Annotated in this window: 19 protein-coding genes; 12 read left to right on the top strand and 7 right to left on the bottom strand. The window is 49.7% G+C overall.

Annotation, left to right across the window (positions count from 1 at the left end; all coding sequences use genetic code 11):
* Positions 1-5: 5 nt before the first annotated feature.
* Together B4E62_RS05000 and B4E62_RS04995 are read right to left on the bottom strand one after the other, a co-directional pair.
* Positions 6-1088, bottom strand: coding sequence for an ABC transporter permease (locus tag B4E62_RS05000; RefSeq protein WP_310073038.1), 1083 nt, complete (start codon positions 1086-1088; stop codon positions 6-8).
* Entirely contained in the window at positions 1078-2649 is a 1572-nt protein-coding gene (locus B4E62_RS04995) for an ABC transporter ATP-binding protein (protein WP_310073035.1), read from the bottom strand. The genes B4E62_RS05000 and B4E62_RS04995 overlap by 11 nt, the downstream gene beginning before the upstream one ends.
* 244 nt (positions 2650-2893) lie before the next feature.
* Here B4E62_RS04995 and xdhA point away from each other — a divergent pair, with 244 nt between their 5' ends.
* The 10 genes from xdhA (at position 2894) to B4E62_RS04945 (ending at position 13354) form a co-directional block, all read left to right on the top strand.
* A complete protein-coding gene (gene xdhA / locus B4E62_RS04990; RefSeq protein WP_331351312.1) occupies positions 2894-4396 on the top strand; it encodes a xanthine dehydrogenase small subunit in 1503 nt (500 codons plus the stop codon).
* Positions 4389-6773: a xanthine dehydrogenase molybdopterin binding subunit gene (gene xdhB / locus B4E62_RS04985; RefSeq protein ID WP_331351311.1), complete on the top strand. Its 2385-nt coding sequence runs from the start codon at positions 4389-4391 to the stop codon at positions 6771-6773. The genes xdhA and xdhB overlap by 8 nt, the downstream gene beginning before the upstream one ends.
* Positions 6773-7633 (top strand): xanthine dehydrogenase accessory protein XdhC, encoded by an 861-nt coding sequence (gene xdhC, locus B4E62_RS04980; protein ID WP_331351310.1) that lies wholly within the window; start codon positions 6773-6775, stop codon positions 7631-7633. Before xdhB ends, xdhC begins: the two co-directional genes overlap by 1 nt.
* Positions 7634-7657: 24 nt before the next feature.
* Positions 7658-8158 carry a 2-oxo-4-hydroxy-4-carboxy-5-ureidoimidazoline decarboxylase gene (gene uraD / locus B4E62_RS04975; protein ID WP_331351309.1) on the top strand — a complete coding sequence of 167 codons (501 nt, stop codon included), beginning with the start codon at positions 7658-7660 and terminating at the stop codon, positions 8156-8158.
* Between the two features lie 22 nt (positions 8159-8180).
* A complete protein-coding gene (uraH, locus tag B4E62_RS04970) occupies positions 8181-8519 on the top strand; it encodes a hydroxyisourate hydrolase (RefSeq protein WP_331351308.1) in 339 nt (112 codons plus the stop codon).
* A gap of 114 nt (positions 8520-8633) precedes the next feature.
* Positions 8634-9974 (top strand): guanine deaminase, encoded by a 1341-nt coding sequence (gene guaD / locus B4E62_RS04965; RefSeq protein WP_331351307.1) that lies wholly within the window; start codon positions 8634-8636, stop codon positions 9972-9974.
* The gene (locus B4E62_RS04960) at positions 9962-11185 is read left to right on the top strand and encodes a urate hydroxylase PuuD (RefSeq protein WP_331351306.1); all 1224 of its coding nucleotides are present in this window, start codon (positions 9962-9964) and stop codon (positions 11183-11185) included. Before guaD ends, B4E62_RS04960 begins: the two co-directional genes overlap by 13 nt.
* An 18-nt stretch (positions 11186-11203) precedes the next feature.
* Complete coding sequence (locus B4E62_RS04955; protein WP_331351305.1) at positions 11204-11512, top strand: DUF1330 domain-containing protein; 309 nt, start codon at positions 11204-11206, stop codon at positions 11510-11512.
* 71 nt (positions 11513-11583) lie between these two features.
* A complete protein-coding gene (locus tag B4E62_RS04950; protein ID WP_310073018.1) occupies positions 11584-12915 on the top strand; it encodes a CAP domain-containing protein in 1332 nt (443 codons plus the stop codon).
* Between the two features lie 10 nt (positions 12916-12925).
* Positions 12926-13354, top strand: coding sequence for a GNAT family N-acetyltransferase (locus tag B4E62_RS04945; protein ID WP_331351304.1), 429 nt, complete (start codon positions 12926-12928; stop codon positions 13352-13354).
* Between the two features lie 14 nt (positions 13355-13368).
* Here the strand turns inward: B4E62_RS04945 and B4E62_RS04940 are convergent, their stop codons facing one another.
* From B4E62_RS04940 to B4E62_RS04925, 4 genes are all read right to left on the bottom strand, one after another.
* Positions 13369-13986, bottom strand: a complete 618-nt coding sequence (locus B4E62_RS04940; RefSeq protein ID WP_331351303.1) for a cupin domain-containing protein — start codon at positions 13984-13986, stop codon at positions 13369-13371.
* Positions 13987-14172: 186 nt separating this feature from the next.
* Complete coding sequence (locus B4E62_RS04935; RefSeq protein WP_331351302.1) at positions 14173-14940, bottom strand: DNA/RNA non-specific endonuclease; 768 nt, start codon at positions 14938-14940, stop codon at positions 14173-14175.
* Between the two features lie 164 nt (positions 14941-15104).
* Complete coding sequence (locus B4E62_RS04930; protein WP_331351301.1) at positions 15105-18248, bottom strand: TonB-dependent receptor; 3144 nt, start codon at positions 18246-18248, stop codon at positions 15105-15107.
* A gap of 97 nt (positions 18249-18345) precedes the next feature.
* The gene (locus tag B4E62_RS04925) at positions 18346-19200 is read right to left on the bottom strand and encodes a S1/P1 nuclease (RefSeq protein WP_331351300.1); all 855 of its coding nucleotides are present in this window, start codon (positions 19198-19200) and stop codon (positions 18346-18348) included.
* 607 nt (positions 19201-19807) lie between these two features.
* Between B4E62_RS04925 and B4E62_RS04920 the strand changes: the two genes are divergently transcribed.
* Positions 19808-20686: a PhnD/SsuA/transferrin family substrate-binding protein gene (locus tag B4E62_RS04920; protein WP_331351299.1), complete on the top strand. Its 879-nt coding sequence runs from the start codon at positions 19808-19810 to the stop codon at positions 20684-20686.
* Complete coding sequence (locus B4E62_RS04915) at positions 20686-21726, top strand: hypothetical protein (protein ID WP_331351298.1); 1041 nt, start codon at positions 20686-20688, stop codon at positions 21724-21726. The genes B4E62_RS04920 and B4E62_RS04915 overlap by 1 nt, the downstream gene beginning before the upstream one ends.
* 69 nt (positions 21727-21795) lie before the next feature.
* Here the strand turns inward: B4E62_RS04915 and B4E62_RS04910 are convergent, their stop codons facing one another.
* Positions 21796-22659: a 5'-nucleotidase, lipoprotein e(P4) family gene (locus tag B4E62_RS04910; protein ID WP_331351297.1), complete on the bottom strand. Its 864-nt coding sequence runs from the start codon at positions 22657-22659 to the stop codon at positions 21796-21798.
* Between the last annotated feature and the right edge of the window lie 35 nt (positions 22660-22694).

Below are 22694 nucleotides of genomic sequence, written 5' to 3'. Positions count from 1 at the left end.
GCGAGTTATTGAGTGATAGCTGAAGGTTTAACGCTGCGCGAATTCGGTACCACGCGATAGCTAATCAACAAGTCACAGGCAAGCAGATAGAACAGCAACATGCCCTGGAATAATCCGGTGATGGATTTTGGTAAACCCTGATCGATTTGCGCCATCTCGCCGCCGAGATAAGTCAGCCCTAGTAAACAACTGGCGAGCAAAATGCCGAGCGGATGCATGCGCCCCATAAACACCACAATAATGGCGGCGTAACCATAACCAAGTGAAAGCGTGGGGATCAGTTGCCCTACCGGACCATTGGTTTCAGAAATCGCTGCTACCCCGGCCATGGCGCCACTGAAACACAGCAGCAACCAGATTAATTTTTTGCTATTAAATCCCGCAAAGCGCGCAGCGTTGTGGTTCTCGCCCATCACACGCAATTGAAAGCCGAGTAGCGTGCGCGTGAGCACCACCCAAATCACCACCAACATAAACAGCGCAATAAAAATGGCGATGCTCACGCGATAATCCTCAAATAACACCGGTAATAATGTCTGGCTCGCAAACAGTGCTGACTCGGGAAAATTAAGCCCGTCTGGATCTTTCAGAGGGCCATGCACTGCCCAGAGCAATAAATTTACCGCTATATAATTGAGCATAATCGTGGTGAGAATTTCATTGGCGTTGAATCGTGTCAGTAGAAGCGCCGCAATTGCCGCCCAAGCCATACCGGCGAGTGCACCGCTGGCGATAATCACCGGCAGTACCCAAAAGCCTTCGCTCTCCGCCAGTTGTAATGTCACCGCTCCACCAATTAATGCACCAAAAACAAATTGGCCTTCAGCGCCGATATTCCAGATTTTTGCTTTAAAGCAGAGTGTTAAACCAATTGCACAGAGCAACAGCGGTGTGACTTTTACCGCAAGCTCAGAAAGACCATAGAGGTCGCTGATCGGTGCAATAAAAAACGTGTAGAGGCTGCCGAGCGGTGGGCGGCCGAGCAATGCAAATAATAAGGCGCCGGAAATTAGCGTTAATAAGAGCGCGAGCAGCGGCGACAAATACACCATCAGCTGCGAATCGTGCAGGCGTTTTTCAATGCGCATGGGCCACCTCCGCCGCAGCAGTGTCTGTAGAGATGCCTGTAGATAGAGTGCCAAAATTCCCGGTCATCCACTGGCCGAGTTGCGCGAGTGGGACAGCAGATTTTGGTGCGAGCGGTGATAAGCGCCCGCCGCACAATGCGCCGAGTCGATCAGCCAATAAATAGAGTTCGTCGAGGTCTTCGCTGATCACCAAAATCGCGGCGCCTTTGTCGCGCAATTTAATCAACTCCTGGTGGATTAAATTCGCAGCGCCTACATCAACGCCCCAGGTAGGATGAAAACACACCAACACGTTTGGATTCTGCAAAATCTCGCGGCCGATAATAAATTTTTGCAAGTTACCACCGGAGAGACTTTTGGCGCTGGCCTCGGCGCCTGTTGCTTTGACTTTGTAAGTTGAGATGATCTCGGCAGCGCGCGCTTTTATTGCGGGCCAATTCAGCCAGCCGAATTTTCCGGTTTGGTTGATATAACTGGTTAACAAATTATTTTCGGTCAGACTCATATTGCCGAGAGCGCCGCGCCCGATACGGTCAGCGGGGACAACGCCTAGCCCCATATTGCGCCGCTCCTGCACACTGGTATTGCCAATATCTTTTCCGTGAAAAATTAAACTGCCGCTATCGCTGCCCAGCTCGCCATTAATTAAATCCACCAATTCATCTTGCCCGTTACCGGCAACCCCAGCGAGGCCGAGAATTTCGCCCGCATGTAATTGCAATTCAATATCCTGCAAGTGAATAGCAAAGGCATCGCGCGGTTTTACTTCAATCTTATCGAGTGCGAGCAGGCATTCACCGGCGTTGCCAGCGGGCATGGTGTCTTGTAATTCCAATTCATCGCCGAGCATCAAGCGCGCCATTTCGCCAGGGCTGGTTTCGCGGGGAATACAGGTGCCCGTCACCTTGCCGCCGCGCAGTATGGTGGCCTTGTCGCAGAGTGCATTTACTTCGTGCAATTTGTGCGAGATAAATAAAATGCTGCACCCTTTGTGCGCGAGTTTTTTTAATACCTCGATCAGCTGCGCCACCTCGGGTGGTGTGAGCACGGCGGTGGGTTCATCGAGAATTAAAAGTTGGATGTCTTGCAACAGGCAGCGAATAATTTCCACGCGCTGCTGTTCACCGACCGAGAGGCTGTGTACGAGGCGGTCAGGATTTATCGCGAGGCCGTATTCATCGCCCACCGCAAGAATGCGTGCGCGCAATAAATCGAGCGTGCCGTATTCTGCAGGCGTTAAATAGAGCGCGATATTTTCGGTCACTGTTAATGTTTCAAATAACGAGAAGTGCTGGAACACCATGCCCATGCCGAGTTGGCGAGCGTGAGCCGGGCCGGTGATGTTGACCTCGCGATCATTCCAGGTCATTTGCCCGGAATCGGGTTTTACTACACCGTAGATCATTTTCATCAGCGTACTTTTACCCGCGCCGTTTTCCCCCAGCAGCGCATGAATTTCCCCTGGAGCCACTTGCAGGCTCACCGCGTCATTCGCGATGCAGCCCGGATAGGCTTTGGTGAGGGAAAGCAATTCAAGGCGCATGGCCTTTTTTTCAGACATAAACCAACTCGCTCATAAACCTGACTATCTGGACAAAAAGATAGACTGGTTTGAGCAAATTGCATGCCAGCGACTGTGAAATACCAGTCTTGACAAAAAACGCATAAAAAATTGTCTATCTGGCCAGACTTTTGCTTTGGGTGATAAAGCGAGGATGGAGAGAAAGCGGTTTGGCTGAAATCGGCTATAACCATTTAAAGGTTCTTCGCCCTGAATCATGGGTCGATCTGTTGGAGGAAAGTCTGTGCGGTTTGTGGTGAACAATGTTCCAGTTGAGTTGGCGGAGGCAGCGGCAGATCTGACACTGTTGCAGTACCTGCGTAGCCAGCAGCATCTGATGGGCACCAAAGAGGGTTGCGCCTCGGGTGATTGCGGCGCCTGCACTGTGTTGGTTGGCCGCAAAGGCGTGGATGTTATGGCTTACAGCACAGTCAACGCCTGTATTTGCCCGCTCGGCAGTCTGCAGGATTGCCATATTGTGACGGTAGAAGGTTTGGCGGCAGCGCCGCAAGAAATGCATCCTGTGCAGACGGCGATGGTGGAATGCCACGGTTCCCAGTGCGGTTTTTGTACGGCCGGTTTTGTTGTGTCGCTCGCGGGACTGCAATTGGCGGGCGGCGCGGATTTGGCCGAGGCTGATATTGCGGTGCAACGTGCAGCGGTGATTGATGCAATCTCGGGCAATTTGTGTCGCTGTACGGGTTATCGCCCGATTATCGATGCCGGCCTGTCCGCCCTTAAAAAACCTGCCCAAGTGGCCAGTTTTGTGCAAAATTGGGTGCCATATGCACCTTTAGCGGGCATAGATGGCGAGCCTGCGCGCGCTTACGGCAGAAACTTGTCCGATGGCGTCAGCGATTATTGGCAGCCACATACCGAAGCGGCACTACAGCATTTGCTGGTTGAATATCCGCAGGCGCGCCTTGTTGCCGGTGGAACCGATTTGATGCTGGAAGTTACCCAGCAATACAAGTCACTTCCGCAACTGATTGACCTTAATCGCATCGACAGCCTCTGCGCAATCCACATCAGTGACGATGAGGTTGTATTAGGTGCAGCGGCAAATTACAGCACTATCGAAAAAGCGCTAGCGAAGCTCTCGCCGGAATTTGTTGCATTGCTCGCACGTTTGGGCTCGCGCCAAATTCGCAATCGCGGAACGCTAGGAGGCAATATTTGTAATGCCTCGCCGATTGCCGATGCTCCGCCTTATCTATTGGTGATGGATGCCGAGCTGGAAATAGTTGATAGCAGTGGTAATGCTCGTCGTGAATTGCTGACGAATTTTTATCGCGACTACAAAAAAACAACGCTGGGCGTTGGTGAATATCTCGCGCGTATTCGCATTGCACGTGCGCAACTCGCACAGCCACTCAAATTATTCAAAATCACCAAACGCTATGAAGACGATATTTCGGCAGTGATGGGGGCATTCTGTTGGGGTGGACAAACGTCTAACGAATTTAAAATTGCCTTTGGTGGAATGGCCGCGATTCCCAAGCGTGCCAGCATGACCGAACAATTTTTATCTAATACGGAATGGTGTGTGGCGGGTGATGTCGATGAAGAGATTCTTGCGCAAGCCTGTGATTTGTTGCACAGCGAATTTTCGCCCTTGAGCGATGTGCGCGCCAGCGCTGCTTACCGCATGGCCATGGCCTGCAATCTGCTCAAAAAAGCCTGTTATGAATTTGCGGCTGAAGCCTCGGGCAAAGCGCTTGAAACGAGGTTGTTTAGCCATGCGTAGAATCGTTGTTAATGCCGAATTATCGCCCGCTACTCATACGGGCAGTGCCGCCGGTGGAGTAGGCCATTCCATCGCGCATGAATCCGCACACAAACATGTGCAAGGTACGGCGGAGTATGTGGATGATTTACCGCTTATGCCCGGCACTTTATTTGTCGCCACCGGCCAATCCAGTAAACCCCATGCGCGTATTCGTGCGCTGGATTTGTCTGCGGTTAAATCCGCTCCCGGTGTTATTGATGTCATTGTGCAAGGCGATATTCCCGGCAAAGTGGATGTCGCACCTGTGTATGCGGGTGACCCCTTGCTTGCCGGTGATGTGGTGGAATTTATTGGGCAACCGATTTTTGCGGTGGCTGCGACCAGTTTTGTGGAAGCGCAACGCGCCGCACTCCTGGCAAAGATTGATTATGAAGAGTTGCCAGCGCAATTAACGGTGGAAGATTCACTCGCCGCACAAAGTTTTGTTTTGCCGCAGCACCAATTGTTGCTTGGCGACCCGGAGGCGAATATCGAATCCGCACCACATCAACTAAGCGGTGAGATTTATGTGCGTGGGCAGGAACATTTTTATCTGGAAGGACAAATCAGCGAAGCGAGACTGACGGAAGATGGCGGCATTCATGTTATCAGCTCATCGCAACATCCCACGGAACTGCAAAAATTAGTCGCTGAAGTATTGGCGATTCCATTTCATTTGGTGGTCGCTGAAGTTCGCCGAATGGGCGGGGGATTTGGTGGCAAAGAAAGTCAGGCCGCACCGCTCGCATGTATCGCCGCATTATTTGCACAGCGCAATCGCCGCCCGGTGCGCTACCGCATGCCGCGCCGCGATGACATGATCCAAACTGGCAAGCGTCACGATTTTTTAAATCGCTGGAAAGCAGGTTTCAACAGCGACGGAAAATTACTCGGTGTGGATATGTTGCTTGCGGGCAAGTGCGGGTTCTCACCGGATTTGTCGGAAGGCATTGTCGATCGCGCCATGTTCCATGCAGACAACGCCTACTTTTTAAATAACGCGCGCATTCTCGGCCTGCGCTGCAAAACTCACACAGTGTCCAATACCGCCTTTCGCGGTTTTGGTGGCCCCAAAGGGATGATGGCGATTGAAACCCTGCTAGAGGATATAGCGCGCGCACTTGGCAAAGACCCGCTTGATGTACGCAAAGCTAACCTCTATCAACCGGGTGCGGATGAAACGCCTTATGGACAAAAAATCGAGCAACATGTATTGCCAGAATTAATTGAGCGCTTGGAAAAAAGTTCTGATTATCGCGCGCGCCGCGTCGCCATCACCGAATTTAATAACACCCATCGCACGCTTAAAAAAGGTATTGCCTTAACGCCGGTAAAATTTGGTATTTCCTTTACTGCCAAGCATCTCAACCAAGCTGGTGCACTTCTGCAAATTTATACCGACGGCAGTTTGCTGATTAACCACGGCGGTACCGAAATGGGGCAGGGGCTCTACACCAAAATCCAGCAAATTGTTGCCAGTGCATTTGGAGTGAGCGTGCATCGCGTAATGGTGTCATCGACACGTACCGATAAAGTGCCTAACACGTCTCCGACAGCGGCTTCTTCGGGTACCGATTTAAATGGGATGGCCGCCAAAGATGCCTGCGATAAAATCAAAGCCGATTTAATAGCGTTTGCGTGCGAGCATTTTAAAATCACGGCGGAACAAATCCAATTTAACAATGATGTGGTTGTGCTCGGTGAACAGGAGTTGGCTTTTCCTGCGTTTATCAAACTTGCTTACCTCAATCGCGTTGCGCTGTCGGCAACGGGGCACTATCGCACGCCCAAAATTTTCTATGATCGCGCTACCGCTAAAGGTCAGCCGTTTTTATATTTCGCCAATGGTGCAGCTGTGTCTGAAGTGACGCTCGATTGTTTGACGGGTGAATATAAAGTTGAAAGTGTGGATATTTTGCATGACGTTGGTAAATCATTAAATCCTGCCATTGATATAGGCCAGATTGAAGGTGGTTTTATCCAGGGTATGGGTTGGCTGACCACAGAAGAATTATTGTGGGATGAAAAGGGCCGCATTATTTCCAATAGCCCTGCAAATTATAAAATTCCCACGGCGTTTGACGTGCCGGACATTTTTAATGTGGAATTATTTGATGAGCCAAATTTGGAAAATACCATACATTTATCCAAAGCGGTGGGTGAACCGCCGTTGATGTTGGCGATTTCAGTTTGGGCAGCACTGCGCGATGCCTGTAGCAGTACGACTAATTATCAATTCAGCCCGCGTCTGGATACGCCCGCAACACCCGAGCGAGTTTATTGGGCGCTGCAAGAGTGCATTGCGTTTAATCAACCTAGTGAATCAAAAGCGTTAGTAACAAGAGGTGCAATCTAATGGCAATCCTCAACTGGTCAGCGGCAATCCAACACTGCCAACAAAGTGGCAGTGGTTATGTGATCGCCACCATTATTAACACTCAGGGTTCAACACCGCGCGATGGCGGCAGCAAAATGGTGATCACCACTGATGCTACTTACGACACTATCGGCGGTGGCCAGTTGGAATTTTTATTGGTGCAGCAGGCGCGTGAATTGCTCGCGCAAAATAAAACCTGTCAGATATTAAAACCCATCCCGCTTGCAGCCGAAGCGGCGCAATGTTGTGGTGGCAATGTGACGGTAATGCTTGAAGCCTTTGCGGCCTGCAGTTGGCAGATTGCACTCTTCGGTGCAGGGCATGTATGCCAATCTCTGGTGACTATTCTTGCGGGGCTGCCGTGTCAGGTTCGGGTTATCGATAATCGCCCGGAATTAATGACCAATAGTTTGCCAGCGAATTGCCGCTACGAATTTTGTGCCGATCCCACCGAAGCAATTGCGCACTTACCGGATGATGCCTGGGTGATTATTTTTACCCACGATCACGCCTTGGATTATGCACTCTGTAAAACATTGCTGGCCGATCAGCGCTTTGCCTATATGGGGATGATTGGTTCGCAAACCAAAGCACTACGTTTTCGTAAACGTTTGGCCGATGCCGGTTTTGCTGAACAAGCAATCGAAAAAATGTACAGCCCAATTGGCTTGCCCGATGTGAAAGGGAAATTGCCAATGGAGGTGGCTGTATCAATCGCTGCGCAATTGCAAAGTCTGTATTACCAGCGTGTGCCGGTACACGTTGGGCGTTCAACTTCATGGCGTGAAATTAAAACGATTATGCAAGTACAAAAGACAACGGGAATTTTGTGTGAATAGAGTGCGATTTTTTAAAAGGATTGAATGATGACGCTAACTGAATTTAACGCCTTGCCAAAAGAAGACGCTATAGCGGCGCTCTACGGTTGTTGCCATTGTCAATCCTGGGCAAAACATGTAGCTGAACGGCGCCCCTTTGCTAATTTGGAAAAACTATTGACCACTGCCAATTGTTTTTGGACGGGTGTGGAGGAAAAGGAAATTCTTGAGGCTTTTTCCGGTCATGCGCGCATTGGCGATATCGAATTACTCCGCTCCCGTTATGCGGGGCGTGCTACGCAAGAGCAGGGGCAGGTCTTGCAGGCAAACGAATCCGTTATCCGGGATTTATATCGTCTTAATAAAGAGTATGAAGAAAAAAACGGTTTTATTTTTATTGTTTGCGCCAGCGGAAAATCCGCAGAAGAAATGTTGCGTTTACTTCAAGACAGAATTGATAACCCGCGTGAAGTGGAATTACAAAATGGCGCCCGTGAGCAGGGGGAGATTACACGTTTGCGGATCGCCAAATTAATTGATGGTTAATAAGTGATTGACGGAAAAGATTATGAAAAAAGCAGCTATCACCACCCACATTTTAAATTTGGACGCAGGCAAGCCTGCTGCCGATGTGCGGGTCACTTTGCATCGTCTGGACACCAATCTGCCCATTGCCAGCGCCACAACCGATGCTGATGGTCGCATCATGCAGTGGGAAAATGATTTCACATTACAAGCTGGTTCCTATCTGTTGTATTTCGCCATCGGCGATTGGTACCTGCAACAGGGGAAAAACAGTTTTTATCCGGAAATTCAAATCAGTTTTCAGGTGGTTAATGTGCACGAGCATTATCACGTGCCGCTACTGCTGAATGCTTATGGCTATTCAACTTATCGCGGCAGTTAGATTGATGATGGGAATCGTCACTCCTGCAAAAGCAGGAGTCCATGTTGTTGACAGTTATGGATACCCGCGTTCGCGGGTATGACGAAGTAAATATTTTAAGTTCTAAGGCTGGTTATGACTGCTTCTGATGTAAGTGCATTTCGCGCGCAAATTTTACATTTCACTGATGTGCCTGATCCGCTTACGGGTGCGGGGATGGAATACTTTGACGATGGCGTGTTGCTGGTGGAAAACGGCCGCATCAAAGCGCTGGGTAGTGCCGAGGATATGGCGCGGCAGGGGCTGGATTTGCAGCAGTGCCGCCATACGCCCGAGTACTTATTGATGCCGGGGTTTATCGACAGCCATATCCACTATCCGCAAACCAGCGTGATTGCCTCTTACGGCGAACAATTATTGGATTGGCTGAATAACTACACCTTTCCGACGGAATTGCAATTTTCTGATCCTGATTTTGCTGCTGTTGCTGCCGATACCTTCTTAAAATTTCTGTTACAAAATGGCACCACTACGGCGATGGTGTATACCAGTGTATTTGCCCAATCAACGCATGCATTTTTTTCGGCCGCCGAAAAAATGAATCTGCGCATGATTGCCGGTAAGGTGATGATGGATCGCCATGCGCCTGCAGAATTATTGGATACGCCTGCGAGCAGCGATGCAGATTGCCGCGAATTAATTGAATGCTGGCACAATACCGGTCGCTTGCAGTATGCGCTCACGCCGCGTTTTGCACCTACCAGTTCACCAGAACAATTAATGGTAACGGGTCAGTTGTATCGCGATTATCCCGGCATTTATTTGCAAACCCATCTCTCGGAAAACCAACAGGAAATCGCCTGGATAAAATCACTTTATCCGGGCGCGCGCGATTACCTGGATGTCTATGACTATTACGGTTTGCTGGGGCCGCGCAGTGTATTTGGCCACGGTATCCATTTAAGTGATGCAGAAGTTGTGCGCATGGCGCAGACACAATCCGGTGTTGCATTTTGCCCTACATCCAATTTATTTCTTGGCAGTGGTCTGCTGAATATGGCGCGCTTGGAGGCCGCAGGAATTCCCGTAAGTCTCGCTACTGATATTGGTGGTGGCACCAGTTTTTCGCAATTGCGCACCCTTGCTGAAGCCTACAAAGTATTGCAACTGCAAGGGCAATGTTTGCATCCGTTAAAAGGGTTTTATATGGCCACATTGGGTAATGCACGCGCCCTGCAATTGGATCATTGCATCGGCAATTTTGAAAAGGGAATGGAAGCAGATTTTATTCTTATCAATTTGGGTGCAACACCTTTACAAGCGCTGCGGCAATCAACCGCGCAGAGCTTATCGGAAAAACTCTTTGCATTAATGACATTGGGCGATGAGCACAATATCGCGCGCGCTTACGTTATGGGCAAGTTGGCATTTCGCCGCACCGATAGCACACAGGGAGCATTAGTATGGATGGAGTAATTAACCCGCTGGTGCTGGAGTGGTTGAACCTCGCCTTTCGCTGGTTTCATGTGGTCGCTGGCATTGCCTGGATAGGTGCATCATTTTATTTTATTTGGTTGGATTTAAGTTTGCGCACACCACCGCAATGGAAAACGGATCAAGGGGTGAAAGGAGATTTGTGGGCAATTCACGGCGGTGGAATTTATGAGGTCGCCAAATACCAATTGCGCCCCCCCGAAATGCCGGTGAAGTTGCATTGGTTTAAGTGGGAGGCTTACAGCACCTGGTTAAGTGGTACCGGTTTATTAATTTTAATGTACTACCTGCAAGCGCAAACCTATTTGGTGGGTCACAACACGCTGATTCAATCGCCGGAGTTGGCGGTGGTCGCCAGCATTGCGTTTATTCTCGGTGGGCAATTGGTTTATGAATTACTATTGCGCACACCTTTAGTAAAACGTGGTTTGGTTATCGCCGTCGCACTGCTGGTTATTATTAGCTTCGCGAGTTATATCGCACATCAATTATTTTCAGCGCGTGCAGCCTATTTACATGTGGGGGCGATGATTGCGACCTGGATGGCCGGTAATGTGTTTTGGGGGATTATGCCGGCACAGCGTAAATTTGTTGCCGCCGTCAGTAATAATGAAGCGCCTGATACTTGCGCCATGGCATTTGCAAAGTTGCGCTCTACGCACAATAACTATTTAACCTTGCCGGTTATTTTTTGCATGCTCAGCAATCACTATTCGTTTCTCTATAGTCACGCTTATTCGTGGTTGGTGTTGGTGGGAATTGGTGTATGTTTGGCGTGGGGGCGACACTTTTTTAACCTTAAACATTTGGGTTATGTGAAGCCAATCATTTTAGTGACCAGTTTACTTGGGATTATTGTAATCGCTGTGTTGATGTCGATCACATCGACAAACACCAGTGCAGTTGGTGGTGGCAGTGCTATTCAAAAAACCGCAGAAACCGCTTCAATAGAGACTGCAAAAATCACCCAGCTCATTCAGGTGCACTGTACTAATTGCCATGCAGCTACACCATCGCAACCCGGTTTCGCAGCAGCACCAGCCGGTTTGATTATTGATTCTGCAACTGGCCTTGCGGTACAAAAAATTCGCGCCTTGCCCGCATTACAATCTGGTTATATGCCGCTTGGTAATTTTCACCAGATGACTGAGCTTGAACGCAAAACATTAATTGACTGGCTCAGTGCGCAATAATATTTTTGTAAGGAAAAAATGATGGCTGCCTATGTGATTGTCGATATAGAAGTGCACAATCCGGAAAACTATAAAGAGTATCTCGCTAAAATAACGCCCACTGTTGCTGCCTGTAACGGCCGCTATCTAGTGCGCGGTGCACAGACACAAGTGGTCAGTGGTAATTGGCAACCTAAACGCTTGGTGGTGATGGAGTTCCCCGATCTCGCCACCGCCAACCATTGGGCGACTTGTGCTGAATATGCGTCCATCCATGCGCTGCGCAATGCCAATGCCAGTGCGAATATGATTATTGTGGAGGGGAGTGTGGATTTCACTGCAAGCTGAGTAACCCTTCTCATTTAGATCTCATTGCAATTGTTACCATCTTGGCACTGAATAGAGTCCAAGGTGTCGCAATGAATTTCTCATCACTAATAGTGCGGTTGTTTTCTTTTTTTATATTATTAACGCTTATATCTTGTGGTGGTTCGGGGGGCGGTTCCAATACTCCCGCATCATCGAGGCCAGCGTCATCCGCCGCGAGTATTGTGCCTTCCAGTGCAACCCTGTCGAGTCAGCCACCTGGCAGTATGAGTTCAGCTAGTAGCATCCCGTCTTCATCTTCAGCATCATCAATTATTTCTCTTACAGCGCCGCAAAACATTTCAGCTGTTCCCGCAAATGGCTCGGTGACGCTCACCTGGAATCCAGTGGTTGGTGCAACTGGTTACAATATTTACTACGCATCTGAAGCGAATATTTTAATTGCTAATATCGCCAGTTTTGATGATGGCACCCGTCTGCAAAATGTTACATCACCGCGTGTGATTAGTTCATTGCGCAACGATGAGACTTATTATTTCGTGGTCACAGCGGTAAGTGCGGGCGCAGAAAGTGTGGCGAGCAGTGAAGTCAGTGCAACACCGTCACTCATTGATTTAGCTAAACAGCCGACAGCGCAAGAAGTGTTGGTAGTTGAGTTGGTAAACCGTGCGCGCGCCAATCCGGAGGCCGAAGCTACACGTTTGGGGATTGGTTTAAATGATGGCATTACCGGAACGCCCATTACCGCTGCTGCCAAACAGCCACTCGCACACAATTTATTGTTAATTGATTCGGCGCGCATCCATTCGCAGTGGATGTTGGATGCGGATATTTTTTCGCACACAGGTAACAATAATAGTAGCGCTACTGAGCGGATGATTGCTGCGGGTTATGTTTTTTCGGGTAGTTGGACAAGCGGCGAAAATATCGCCTGGGGTGGTACTACCGGTGCGAGTATTAATTTAACCAGTTATGCCGTTTCGCAACACGAAGGTTTATTTAAATCGCCGGGCCATAGAGTCAATATCCTGAATGGCAATTTTCGCGAATTGGGAGTTGGGCAGAAACAGGGATATTTTTTATCGAATGGCACTAATTATTTATCCTCCATGTTAACGCAGAACTTTGCCCGCTCCGGTTCCAGTTATTATTTGACTGGCGTTGTGTATAGCGATAACAATAACAATGATTTTTACGATGTGGGTGAAGGCATGAGTGGCGTCACCATTAGTTTCAATGGCAAGTCTTATCCGGTTTACGCGACCGGTGCGTACACGATTCCGGTCAGCAATGGTACTTACAATCTGACGATCACCGGTGATTCATTGGGCGCTGCGGTTTATCATACATTGCAGGTCAACAGCGCCAATGAAAAGGTTGATGTTATAAAAAGCGGTAATGCAATTGATGTGGTTAATTGGTAATGGCAGGTTTATGGAAATCCGTTTAGGGTCACTTGATGAAGCTCTACGTGTGCATAATCAAATTGAAGAGCTTTTGCCTATTTCCGATAGTTGCTATTTTTCTGAGCGTATTGCCGATAAAAAGTTTCTTTTATTGGTAGCTGAAATTGATAATGCCTTAGTTGGCTACAAGCTGGGTTACTGGCTAGATGATAACTGCTTTTACAGTTGGCTCGGTGGTGTTCACCCTGATTATCGGAAGCGAGGTATAGCAAAGGCGCTTTTATTAGAACAGGAGCGTCATGTTGGTGAAAGGGGAACAAAAGAAATTCGGGTCAAGAGTATGAATCAATACAGGTCCATGCTGCTCCTGTTAATCGCGCAGGGTTATGCGATTACAGGAGTGCATGTGAATGCGCAGGGCAAAGAAAAAATCCATTTTGCTAAAAAGCTGGTTTAGTTATTTACTTGGGTTTACTGCTTCACCAACCGCTCAACCAATCCCCAATGCTGCGGAAATTTTTCCTGCAGCAATTCGTTTGTCCCCAAGGTCATATCCGCATAATCAAACCCCGGTGATACGGCCTCGCTAATCAAACCGTAGCCGTGCTCGCCCGTTAATAATTCCGATGATTTCCAAATGCCGCCTTTCACTGTGAGTTGTAACAATTCACCTTTTGTAACATCGCTGCCCATAATTACTTGTTCGAGTTTGCCATCGGGATAAATCAGTGTGTAACGAATCGGATCGCCCATGTGGTAGTAGTGGACTATGTCGGATTTGTTCAAATGAAAATGGCCGATGGGTGATTGGCTGGTTAGCATGTAAAAAATCGAGGTGAGGATAAAACGCTCGCCCTTCTCGGTAGAAAGCTTTGCGTAGTCATCGGCTTGATAGGTGCGACGGAAAAATCCGCCTTCAAGATGGCCGGAGAGGTTCAATGCTTTGGCAACGTCTTCTGCACTGGGTTTGGCGGTGTTCATAGTGTTGTTAGCGTTCGCGTCCCGTTTTGTTGTGCTGGTGGAGTTGCAGGCTAACAAAAAGCTGAGTGTGGCTGTAATAAAAAGGTGCGGAAAATGGTTAATTCTCATTGTGATTGCTCATCTCTGTGCAGTGTATTGAATGACATTGGGCGTGTGTCAGTGTTGGCGAAGTTAAAAAAGCTGACCACAGAATCACATCAAATTTAGTGCCATTAATTTCAATAAAACCTGCGCAAAAAAAGGAGCGGGCGGACCCGCTCAAGTGGGGCACTCATGAGAACAACACGAACCCGGTTAACAACCTAATTGGCTTTTCAGGCCGCCATAACTCCGTTCAACCGGAGCCTGGATGCTGGTGGATAAAGTAGGCATCACGTTGATGCCAGCGCGCAGTTCAACTTCATCGATAGTCACTTCTTTGCTGCAGAAATTGTCGGCGCGCGCAGAGTCTTGTTCCATGATGAAGGCCGACGCTTTTACTGTGCCGCTGATAACGGCGATGACCACTTTGTAATAGCCGGACGGAATGATGTGCGATTCATCGGCACCCGGCAGTGAGCCGAAATACCATTCATACAGTGGGCCGGTGACGTCAAAAACGGGTTGGCCGCTGCGCGCAATAACTCGCTCGGCATTTTCCAATCGCTCCCATGGGCCTTGATTCAATTCAGCGGCCTGCGGGGTGATATTGGTTAAATAATTGGTAGTCGCCCAATCGGCCGTATTGCTAAAGGCAGCGAGGGGAACCTGATGGCCGCGATCAGTACCCAATTGTGCCGCAGCGTTGGTGTAATCAGCCGGTTCAAGGGTATTGGCCGCGGTGATGCTGGGGTCGGCCTTCCAGGTACGGGTGCGCGAGGGGCCATCAATGGTGGCCGATGTCACTTGGTAGGCTGCCCAATCGGCGAACTTGGTGGTGGCGTTATTGCTGATGGTGTAAATCGAGCGGGTGACAACTTGACCGGATTTTCCGGTGGGGCAGCCGTAAACGCAGTTGGCGGCTTGGGTCGTGGCAGAGCAGAGCGCGGCGAAAGCGATCAAACCAAGGGCGAGCTTTTTCATAACACGTAACTCCTTATATCAGCGGATTAATAAAGGTTGCATTGGTGGGTTAATAACGGTGGAACAGGTGAAAAGCCCGGAATTGAGCGCGAGCTTGCCCAAACCCTTTTGCCGGGAGGCAAAAGGGCGGGAGCTGCGTTCGTTAACGGGAAAGCGAGGTAGGGTTAGAAGCTGTAACTCACGCCCAGCTTCAAGCGCCACACCGATTCTTCTGGCACGTACTCAGTCCAGTTGTTGGTGTTGATACCGTTGAAGCGCACGTCGTATTGGTATTGGCCGGTGGTGGCGTTTACGTCGTAATCCCACAATGTTTGCTGTGGGAACTCCATGCGGCGTACCTGGCCTTTGCTGCTATCGAGCAGGTTGAGTAAGTTGTCGATGGTGAAGTAAATGGTGCCCTTGTGGCCGTCCGCAAAACCGGGGATATCTTGCTGGATGCTTAAATCCAGGTCGGTCACCCAGGGTTGGGTAGCGATGTTTTTAGGTACATATCCGCCTGCGTAACCCTCAACACCCGCGCCTTTGATAACGTCCAACATGGCGGCGTATTTTTGTTCGGGGGTTGTTGCACCCGGCCAGTCACTGCCCGCCCAATCGATATTAGGGTCGTTGGGGCCGGTGGGAATGTAGGGCAGGTAGGCATCGCTGCTTTGGAATTCGCGCTGATCGCCCAGGTCGTTGTCGTTAAACGAATCCAGCGCCCAGCTCAACGGGCGACCGGAACGGCGTTCAAAGGCGAGGTTGATGCGTGTTTCATTGTCGCCAAACCAGTTGGCGGTATAACCCAGGTTGAGCACAACACGGTGTTCAATTTCGTAGTTACTGGTGCCCACCAGTTCCTCGTTGCGGTTGATGGTCATGTTGAAGTTGTAGTTGGAGGCGGCGGTAGAATTGGTGCCGGGGTTGACCTCGGTCACGTCTTGATGGGTATAGGCCGCGAACATGTTCACGCCATTGTCCCAATCCTTACTCACGTTGGTGGTCCAGATGATGCTGCGGCCGTCTTTGTCGGCATTGGTGAGCATGATGTCGGAAATTTCCGCCAGATTGCCTGTGTATCTACTGCGATAAATTATGCGTTTACCGTCGGCAGTGCGCCTTGCTTCCTCGCGCGAGGTGTCCACCCAGAAGGAGGAGTTCTCCTTGTCGATATAGTTGAGCTCGGTGCTCCACAGGTAGCCATCACCCAGGTAGGGAATGTTCAGCTCCTGATCCCAGCCCAATTGGTAGCGCCAATCCGATTCCAGCTCATAGTCCGGATCGACATAGGCGGTGCTGCCAGCGCCTCTGACCAGTGAGGCTTCGACCGAGTCGGGCACTTGGGTGAAATCGACATTAGCGGGAATAGCTATCGCAGCGTTGGTGGCACTGTTAGGTGCAGCTACAGCGGTCATGCCATCGGCAGTGAAGGAGTTGGCGACCCAGACGTTGGGTTTGCCACCGCTAAAACGGCCGATACCACCGCGCAGGGTCATGGTCTCGTTCAAGTCCCAGTTAAAGTTGATCCTTGGCAGGATGATGTCCAGTCCGTCCAGGTTTTCGGTATTGGTGTAACCGTAGCTGGTCATAAAGCGTGGGTTTTCGGCGGGTACATCATCGGATGCGATCTGCTCATAGCGCAGGCCGAAGGTGAGTAACAAATCCGGTGTGACTGTCCAGCTATCTTCCCCATAAAGCGCGTGGGTAGTGCGTTCCGCTTCATAGGCCAGATCTTCGGCATTATTGGTATAGGCGTTGCGGTAGGTGAGCTGGGAAGGTTTTTTGGCCGCAAAATCGGCGAGGCTTCTGAACACCCAGGTGCCTGAGGTGTGTTGGCCAAACAGGTTGTAGTAGGTCACGCTCTGGCCCTGATAGCCAAAACGCAGTTCGTGGTCACCCATCAAATAGGTGCCATCCAGATGCAATTGCAAGGTTTGGGTGTCGGCGACATTGGCGTGGCGCGCGGCATCGGTACCAAACACTATGGCGTTGCTGCCGATATTGACCGTTACCTGACCCAGGTCAGTTTTCTTCTGTGAATCCGTTGTCAGGTCTTTGTAGGACAAGCCAATCGCGGTGCTAAATGCATCAGTCCAGTCAGAGAAAACATGGGTACTGTAGGTGTCCGATACTGTCTTGATGGTGAAAAAGTTGGAGTCCATGCGCAGTTGGAAGGCTGCATCCGGGCTGTTGCGATCGAGTTCGTTATCCTGCCGCTGATAGCTGAAATCCATGCGGTGTGCATCGCTCAGGTTTACATCAAACTTGACCAGCAGTTTTTCGTCGCGCTCACCCACGCCACCAGCGACTGAGTCGGTCAGGCCGTAGACGTCGTTCAGTGTCTGCAAAAACTGCGCATAGTCAGCCGGGGTGACATTGCTGGTGTTGGCGCCCGAGCCATTCACGCCAAAGAGTGCGGAGTTGTCCTGCTCCAGACTTTCGTAAGAGACAAAATAAAACGCTTTGTCCTGCAGAATCGGGCCGCCGAGTGTGAGCCCCATAGAGTTTTCTTCGCCTAGATCCAGGTCACCCGTTTCAGGGTCGCCCGAAAGGCTGTCGTTAGTGCCGTCAGCACGTATCGAGCCATGTAAATCATTGGTGCCGGACTTGGTTACCACATTCACCAAACCACCAGAGAAACCACCCACTTTTGCGGTGAAGGGCGCGGTGTTGACGCTGATTTGGCTTACCGCATCGAGCGATACGGGTGGGCGCGAGCTTGGGTAGCCGCCAAAGTTGAGGCCAAAGTCATCGTTCTGGCCCATACCGTCCACGGTGATGTTGTTAAAGCGCGGGTTGCTACCGGCGATGCTCAGCTGGCCATCCTGGATAACGACCAGCGGGTTGCTGCGGATAATGTCTTTAATATCGCGCCCGAATGCCGGGGTGTTGTTGATGTCATCCTCACCGAATACCGAGCTGGCGCCCTTGGTGCTGGAGGGGATGACGGTGCCGATCACGACCACTTCTTCCAGATCGCTGGCATCAAGGGTTTCGAGGGTTTGGTCGAGGCGCAGGGTCTTACCCAATTGCAGAAACAAATCGCGCATTTCCGCATCGCGGTAGCTATCCGAATCAATGGTGATTTTGTAGGGGCCGCCGATACGCAGGCCTTTCATCGAATAGCTACCGGAGCTGTTGGTTTTTACTTCGCTAACAGTGCCGGACGGCTCGTGCAAAACAATGATGCGGGTGTCAGCAGCGGGTGAACCATCGGGTGCGGTGATTTTACCGAGGATCGCCGAGCTGGTGTCCTGGCCATGGGCGTAACCGGAAATGCCGGCGGCAATCGCCAGGCAGAGTGTGCTTCTTTTTATGAGCGGTTTCATAGTGTGTTCCCTAAGCAATGGTAATGATGTGAATAGCAGTGCTCGCTACCGAGCTATGGTTTAGTGATCAAAGTGCTAAGGTCTGGTGGCCAAAGCGCTATGGTTTTGCCGCCAAGGCTGTAAGGCCCGGCTTGGCTCTGGGGTCGTAAATACTGTTGAGCAAACCGGCGAGGCGAATGCCCGCCTGCAGCAAACGCTTTTGGGCGATGGGGAGTTGCTGGTAGATGTAGCCGTAACTCAGGTCAGGGCTGGCATTGTTGATGGGCGCGGCGCTCTGGTAGAGCGTCTCGCTCAGTGCCATGGATTCTTTTAGCCAGTCTGCTGGGGTGCTGGTCAGGTAGGTTTTGATGAGCTGTTTATCCTGCGTATCAATAAACGCGGCGTATTCGGTAAAACTCAGGTTTTGCGATTCGAGCAAATCCGTATCCCAGAGCGAATGCAGGTTGGTCGGCTTGCCAAAAAATTTCACTTCAACCAAATTGCCGCCGCGATCTTCCGCATGGCCTGCATGCATCGGCTGGTGAATATCGCCGACCAGATGCACCAGAAAACGCAAGTAAAACTGGCGCTCGGCGAGCGGGGTATTTTTGTCTTTTAAGGCGGCTATACAGCGCAGAATGCCGCCGTAAATATCTTTCACATCGTCTTTTGATTGCGGTGTGTGGTAGTGCTCTGCATCGAACTTGTCTGGCTCAGCCACATTGATGTAGTGCCAGCGCGAGGAGTGTTTTTGCCAGAACTCAGCCGGGTCGGAACGCATCTCATCCGCCCAAGTGCCAACTTCGGGCAGTAGGTCGCCAGCCAGTAAGGGCAGCAGTGCCTTTTGGGTTTTTTTGGTCAGGTGCTCATTGGCTATCTGGCCAACTATTCGGTGGCCATTCTGGCCCCAGGCCAATACTTGCGCACTGGTGGTGATTAACAACAGGCCGCAAACGAATCGCGCAATCTTCATAACAAACTCCGGAAATCCAAAACGGTTCAACACCACTTGTGTTGGGCTTATCTTCAAACTTGCGTCACGTGCTAGAAAGCATTTATCCAAATTCAAAGTTACTGGTTAATAAATCTTTAACATCAATTGGTTACCGTTAATAAGTAAGCTTATTCAAGGCGATAAATCCGGTTTGTGGGGGTGTGGAGCGGCAGCAGGAGCTACGCCACAGCCTGATAAATCTAAAAAATCACAGGGAATCAGTGCAGGACTCGGCGTTTTTTCGCCAATCTGGCGCGTGCTTGATCTGCTTTGGTGCGCTGGGCGGCCAGACAGAACATTAAGTGGTGAGAAATTAATATTTGTCCGGTTGGACAGGGATTTATTGCGGCGGGATTTACCCCGAGATATCAGAGAAAAATGCATTCTTGTGAATGAATTCAGGGAGTTTGTGAAGCAAATAAGGGATTAACAGCAAAATCAGACAAGTGGTTGCGATTTGCTGCGCCAAAGGTACGGATATTGCAAAAATACTGCTGCCGAAAACATCAAAAAACTCAGCAGATATTCTCTTAAAGTAAGCTGGTAAAGGTTGCGGCATACCAGATATGGGCACTCTGAAAACATCATGAACGACTTAAAACTATTTGCACCTATCAGCTTTCCCTTCACGCTATTTTTTTTGGCGGTGTTAGCTATGTGGTTTGTGGGCAAAAATAGCCAGGCAAAGCTCGACTACCATTTGCCATCATTAATTGAAGACAGCTACACCTGCACGGCGGGCAGCAACTCGTCCGCTGAAAAATTAACGGTCTATATGAATACGCAAGTCGTTGCGCGCAATCTCGCCAATTTATTGTGTGGCGATCCGGTTGTGCAGCGGCAATATCATCAAGTGCAAGCCTATTGGGGCACCGGCGATGTTTCTGATATCACCTTTATCGGCAAAGGCATCGGCGATTTGGTTAACACCAAAGATAATATTGTGCAGGCCTTCGATGCAGAAAATACTCACGGCTATAAACGCCTCGCGAGTTATTCGCAGTATCAAGCCTATTTAATCGGGCGCGATGAAAAACCGATTTTAACGCGCGAATATTTACTCGGCCGCCGCATTGGTTTACTTGATTATCCCTCCAGCCGTTCCGGCCACATTATTCCCATGCATTTATTGCGCGAATTGGGTTTGCGTGAAGAACATGTTTCGATTGTGTACAGCCACAACCACACCGGCCTGCGCGAATTACTCGCGAGTGGCAAAGTGGATATGATCGCCAGTTATTGGGCCGCAGAAGATGCTGAGCGATTTTCCGAAAATTATATTCAAGCTATTGGCAATAGCGATATTCGCGGTAGCAGTTGGTATTTAAAAATGAATGGGCGCAACACGGATTTGTTCTGTGCCTTGCAAGCCACTCTGGGCAATCTCGCGCAACAGCAGCAGTCCACCTATTTTGGTGAACTCAGTTTTGCCGAGGGTTGTCCGCAATCCATAGTGAAACGCTAATGCACACGCTGCGTATCAATCACCTGGGTATAAAATTGCCGGGGTTTAAACAATTGCGTCTGGATTCACTTAAAAAGACGCTCAATTATTATCATCTCTTGTTATTGGTCGGCGGTTTTTGTGCGCTGCAACTGGCGTATTTTTTTGGTATGTCATTGCAGCGGGATTTTAATCTGGAACGTAGTATTCTCGCCGTTGAAAATCGCGTATCACTGGATCTGCCGCGCCTGTCGCTGCCAAACCCTGCATTGAATATCGCAGGTAATCCGGCGCAGGTGCGCGAATACCTGCAAAAACTAAATACATTGCTAATTGAACAAAATTTATCGGTACGCGTAAGTAGCTTGCAGCAATTTGATGCGCAATCGCTGCTGGATTCTGCCGTCGATGTTGCCGGTGAAAATTCACACGCGCACAGGTTTATTGAGCGCCAGCTGCAATTGCCGGGGCAAGTTATCAGTTTGAAATTAGGTATATGCCAACCGACCTTGTGGCAGAGCGCATCGATTTATCCGTTACTGGCGGCGCTTTTGCTGGTGTTTTTATTATCGCCTTATTTGCAGCGCAAATCCGTTCCGGCTGCGGCAAATTTTGTGGCCACTCAAACCCGTTATGTTGGGTTGGTATTAGATCTGGAAAAAAAATGTATTGCGGTACGCGGCACTGATTATAAAGTTGAACTCGCCAATAAACCTTTGTGTTTTTATGCCGCGCTGCTGAATTATTGTCAGCAACATCCGGGTGTACGCCTATGCCAACATGCCATATTGCCGGACGAATTATTAACCTTAGCCAATCAATATTTTATGCGTCTTGTTGTGCTCGGCCACACCATCCGCAAGCGCCCGGATTTTGATGCGAACCTTGAGAAAATGCTAAGCGAAATTCGCGCAGCATTGGATGAATTATTTATCGACCATCCGGACAGTAAAACACTTTTTTATCCACCCAAAGCACTCGGTGAGGGCTCGCGTTCAAAAATGCATAATTTTGCATTGGGTCGTTTGGGTGAGGCGGAGTGGGAAATTAACGGGAAATAAAGGTTCTGAACCTTAATAAATCAATGCACCTAAAGGAGCATTGATTTATGGGAGAGTGGAGGGCCTGGCTTAAAACCCCTTCAGCTGTTTTAATTTCAATTCAGTCACTTCACTCGCCGGTTTGGCGTAATCGTGATTAAACAGCGCCGCTTCCCATGAACCGTAAACCGGGTTGGGAATTAAAAACCATTTGGTGCCCCATGCGGTCTGGCCATTTTTAGCCAGTTCAACGCGTGTTTCCGGTGAGCTTTTTGCGCCTGAGACAAAATCGCCAAAGTCATCGCCGATCAGCGCGATAATACGAAAGTCTTTGCTGACAAACGTGCGGCGCGCGCCCTTGTCGGATGAACTCCAGCGGTTTTCATTTTTGGTCAGCACTACATCGATGTCATCACGCAGCGGTAAGTTTTGTTGCTGCAAGTTTTTGCGCGTGTCCTGCTCCTGGCTTGCTTCGCGGTTGGTGACATAAAAAATCGTCACGCCCTGTGAATCGGCAAAATCCAAAAAGGCTTTAGCGCCTGGTAGCGTTTGGGCGGAGGCGAGTTGCGTCCATTTGTCCCAGGCTTCTTGGGTGAAAATGGCATTGTCTTTAATTAATTGCGCTTGGAACGGCGAGTTATCCAGCACAGTTTCATCAATATCCAAAATAATCGCTGGAGGTAAATTTTGGTAATCGCCCGTTTGTTCTTGCGCAGCAGTCCAATTTTTATCGGCCAAACCTTTGCCTAACATGCTGGTGGCTTGGGCGTAAGCACTTTGGGTGAGGGCGTAATATTCAGCCGAGGTTTGCATCCACAATACTGCGTTAAGTCGCTCGTAAGTGGGTTGTGCCTGCGCGTTGTTTTTTGTGTCGATGGAACCGCAGGCGCTAATGCAACAGGCACCGGCCAACAGGCTGATTTGGCATAGATTTTTTAACGAAGTAGTCGGCATAATTTTCTCATTGTCAGGTTGCTTACAAGGGTTTG

This window comes from Cellvibrio sp. UBA7671, assembly GCA_002483145.1.
Classification (GTDB): Bacteria; Pseudomonadota; Gammaproteobacteria; order Pseudomonadales; family Cellvibrionaceae; genus Cellvibrio; species Cellvibrio fibrivorans.
Note: the sequence above shows the minus strand (reverse complement) of the source record. Positions and strands in the feature narration are given on the sequence as shown.

Excerpts from the sequence above, each read along its gene's own strand:
- B4E62_RS04910 (WP_331351297.1), bottom strand. The coding sequence starts at position 22,659 with ATGCCGACTACTTCGTTAAAAAATCTATGCCAAATCAGCCTGTTGGCC.
- xdhB (WP_331351311.1), top strand. The coding sequence starts at position 4,389 with ATGCGTAGAATCGTTGTTAATGCCGAATTATCGCCCGCTACTCATACG.
- B4E62_RS04935 (WP_331351302.1), bottom strand. The coding sequence starts at position 14,940 with ATGAAAAAGCTCGCCCTTGGTTTGATCGCTTTCGCCGCGCTCTGCTCT.
- B4E62_RS04955 (WP_331351305.1), top strand. The coding sequence starts at position 11,204 with ATGATGGCTGCCTATGTGATTGTCGATATAGAAGTGCACAATCCGGAA.
- B4E62_RS04915 (WP_331351298.1), top strand. The coding sequence starts at position 20,686 with ATGCACACGCTGCGTATCAATCACCTGGGTATAAAATTGCCGGGGTTT.
- B4E62_RS04925 (WP_331351300.1), bottom strand. The coding sequence starts at position 19,200 with ATGAAGATTGCGCGATTCGTTTGCGGCCTGTTGTTAATCACCACCAGT.
- guaD (WP_331351307.1), top strand. The coding sequence starts at position 8,634 with ATGACTGCTTCTGATGTAAGTGCATTTCGCGCGCAAATTTTACATTTC.
- B4E62_RS04930 (WP_331351301.1), bottom strand. The coding sequence starts at position 18,248 with ATGAAACCGCTCATAAAAAGAAGCACACTCTGCCTGGCGATTGCCGCC.
- B4E62_RS04995 (WP_310073035.1), bottom strand. The coding sequence starts at position 2,649 with ATGTCTGAAAAAAAGGCCATGCGCCTTGAATTGCTTTCCCTCACCAAA.
- B4E62_RS05000 (WP_310073038.1), bottom strand. The coding sequence starts at position 1,088 with ATGCGCATTGAAAAACGCCTGCACGATTCGCAGCTGATGGTGTATTTG.
- B4E62_RS04950 (WP_310073018.1), top strand. The coding sequence starts at position 11,584 with ATGAATTTCTCATCACTAATAGTGCGGTTGTTTTCTTTTTTTATATTA.
- uraD (WP_331351309.1), top strand. The coding sequence starts at position 7,658 with ATGATGACGCTAACTGAATTTAACGCCTTGCCAAAAGAAGACGCTATA.
- B4E62_RS04945 (WP_331351304.1), top strand. The coding sequence starts at position 12,926 with ATGGAAATCCGTTTAGGGTCACTTGATGAAGCTCTACGTGTGCATAAT.
- B4E62_RS04940 (WP_331351303.1), bottom strand. The coding sequence starts at position 13,986 with ATGAGAATTAACCATTTTCCGCACCTTTTTATTACAGCCACACTCAGC.
- xdhC (WP_331351310.1), top strand. The coding sequence starts at position 6,773 with ATGGCAATCCTCAACTGGTCAGCGGCAATCCAACACTGCCAACAAAGT.
- uraH (WP_331351308.1), top strand. The coding sequence starts at position 8,181 with ATGAAAAAAGCAGCTATCACCACCCACATTTTAAATTTGGACGCAGGC.
- B4E62_RS04960 (WP_331351306.1), top strand. The coding sequence starts at position 9,962 with ATGGATGGAGTAATTAACCCGCTGGTGCTGGAGTGGTTGAACCTCGCC.
- B4E62_RS04920 (WP_331351299.1), top strand. The coding sequence starts at position 19,808 with ATGAACGACTTAAAACTATTTGCACCTATCAGCTTTCCCTTCACGCTA.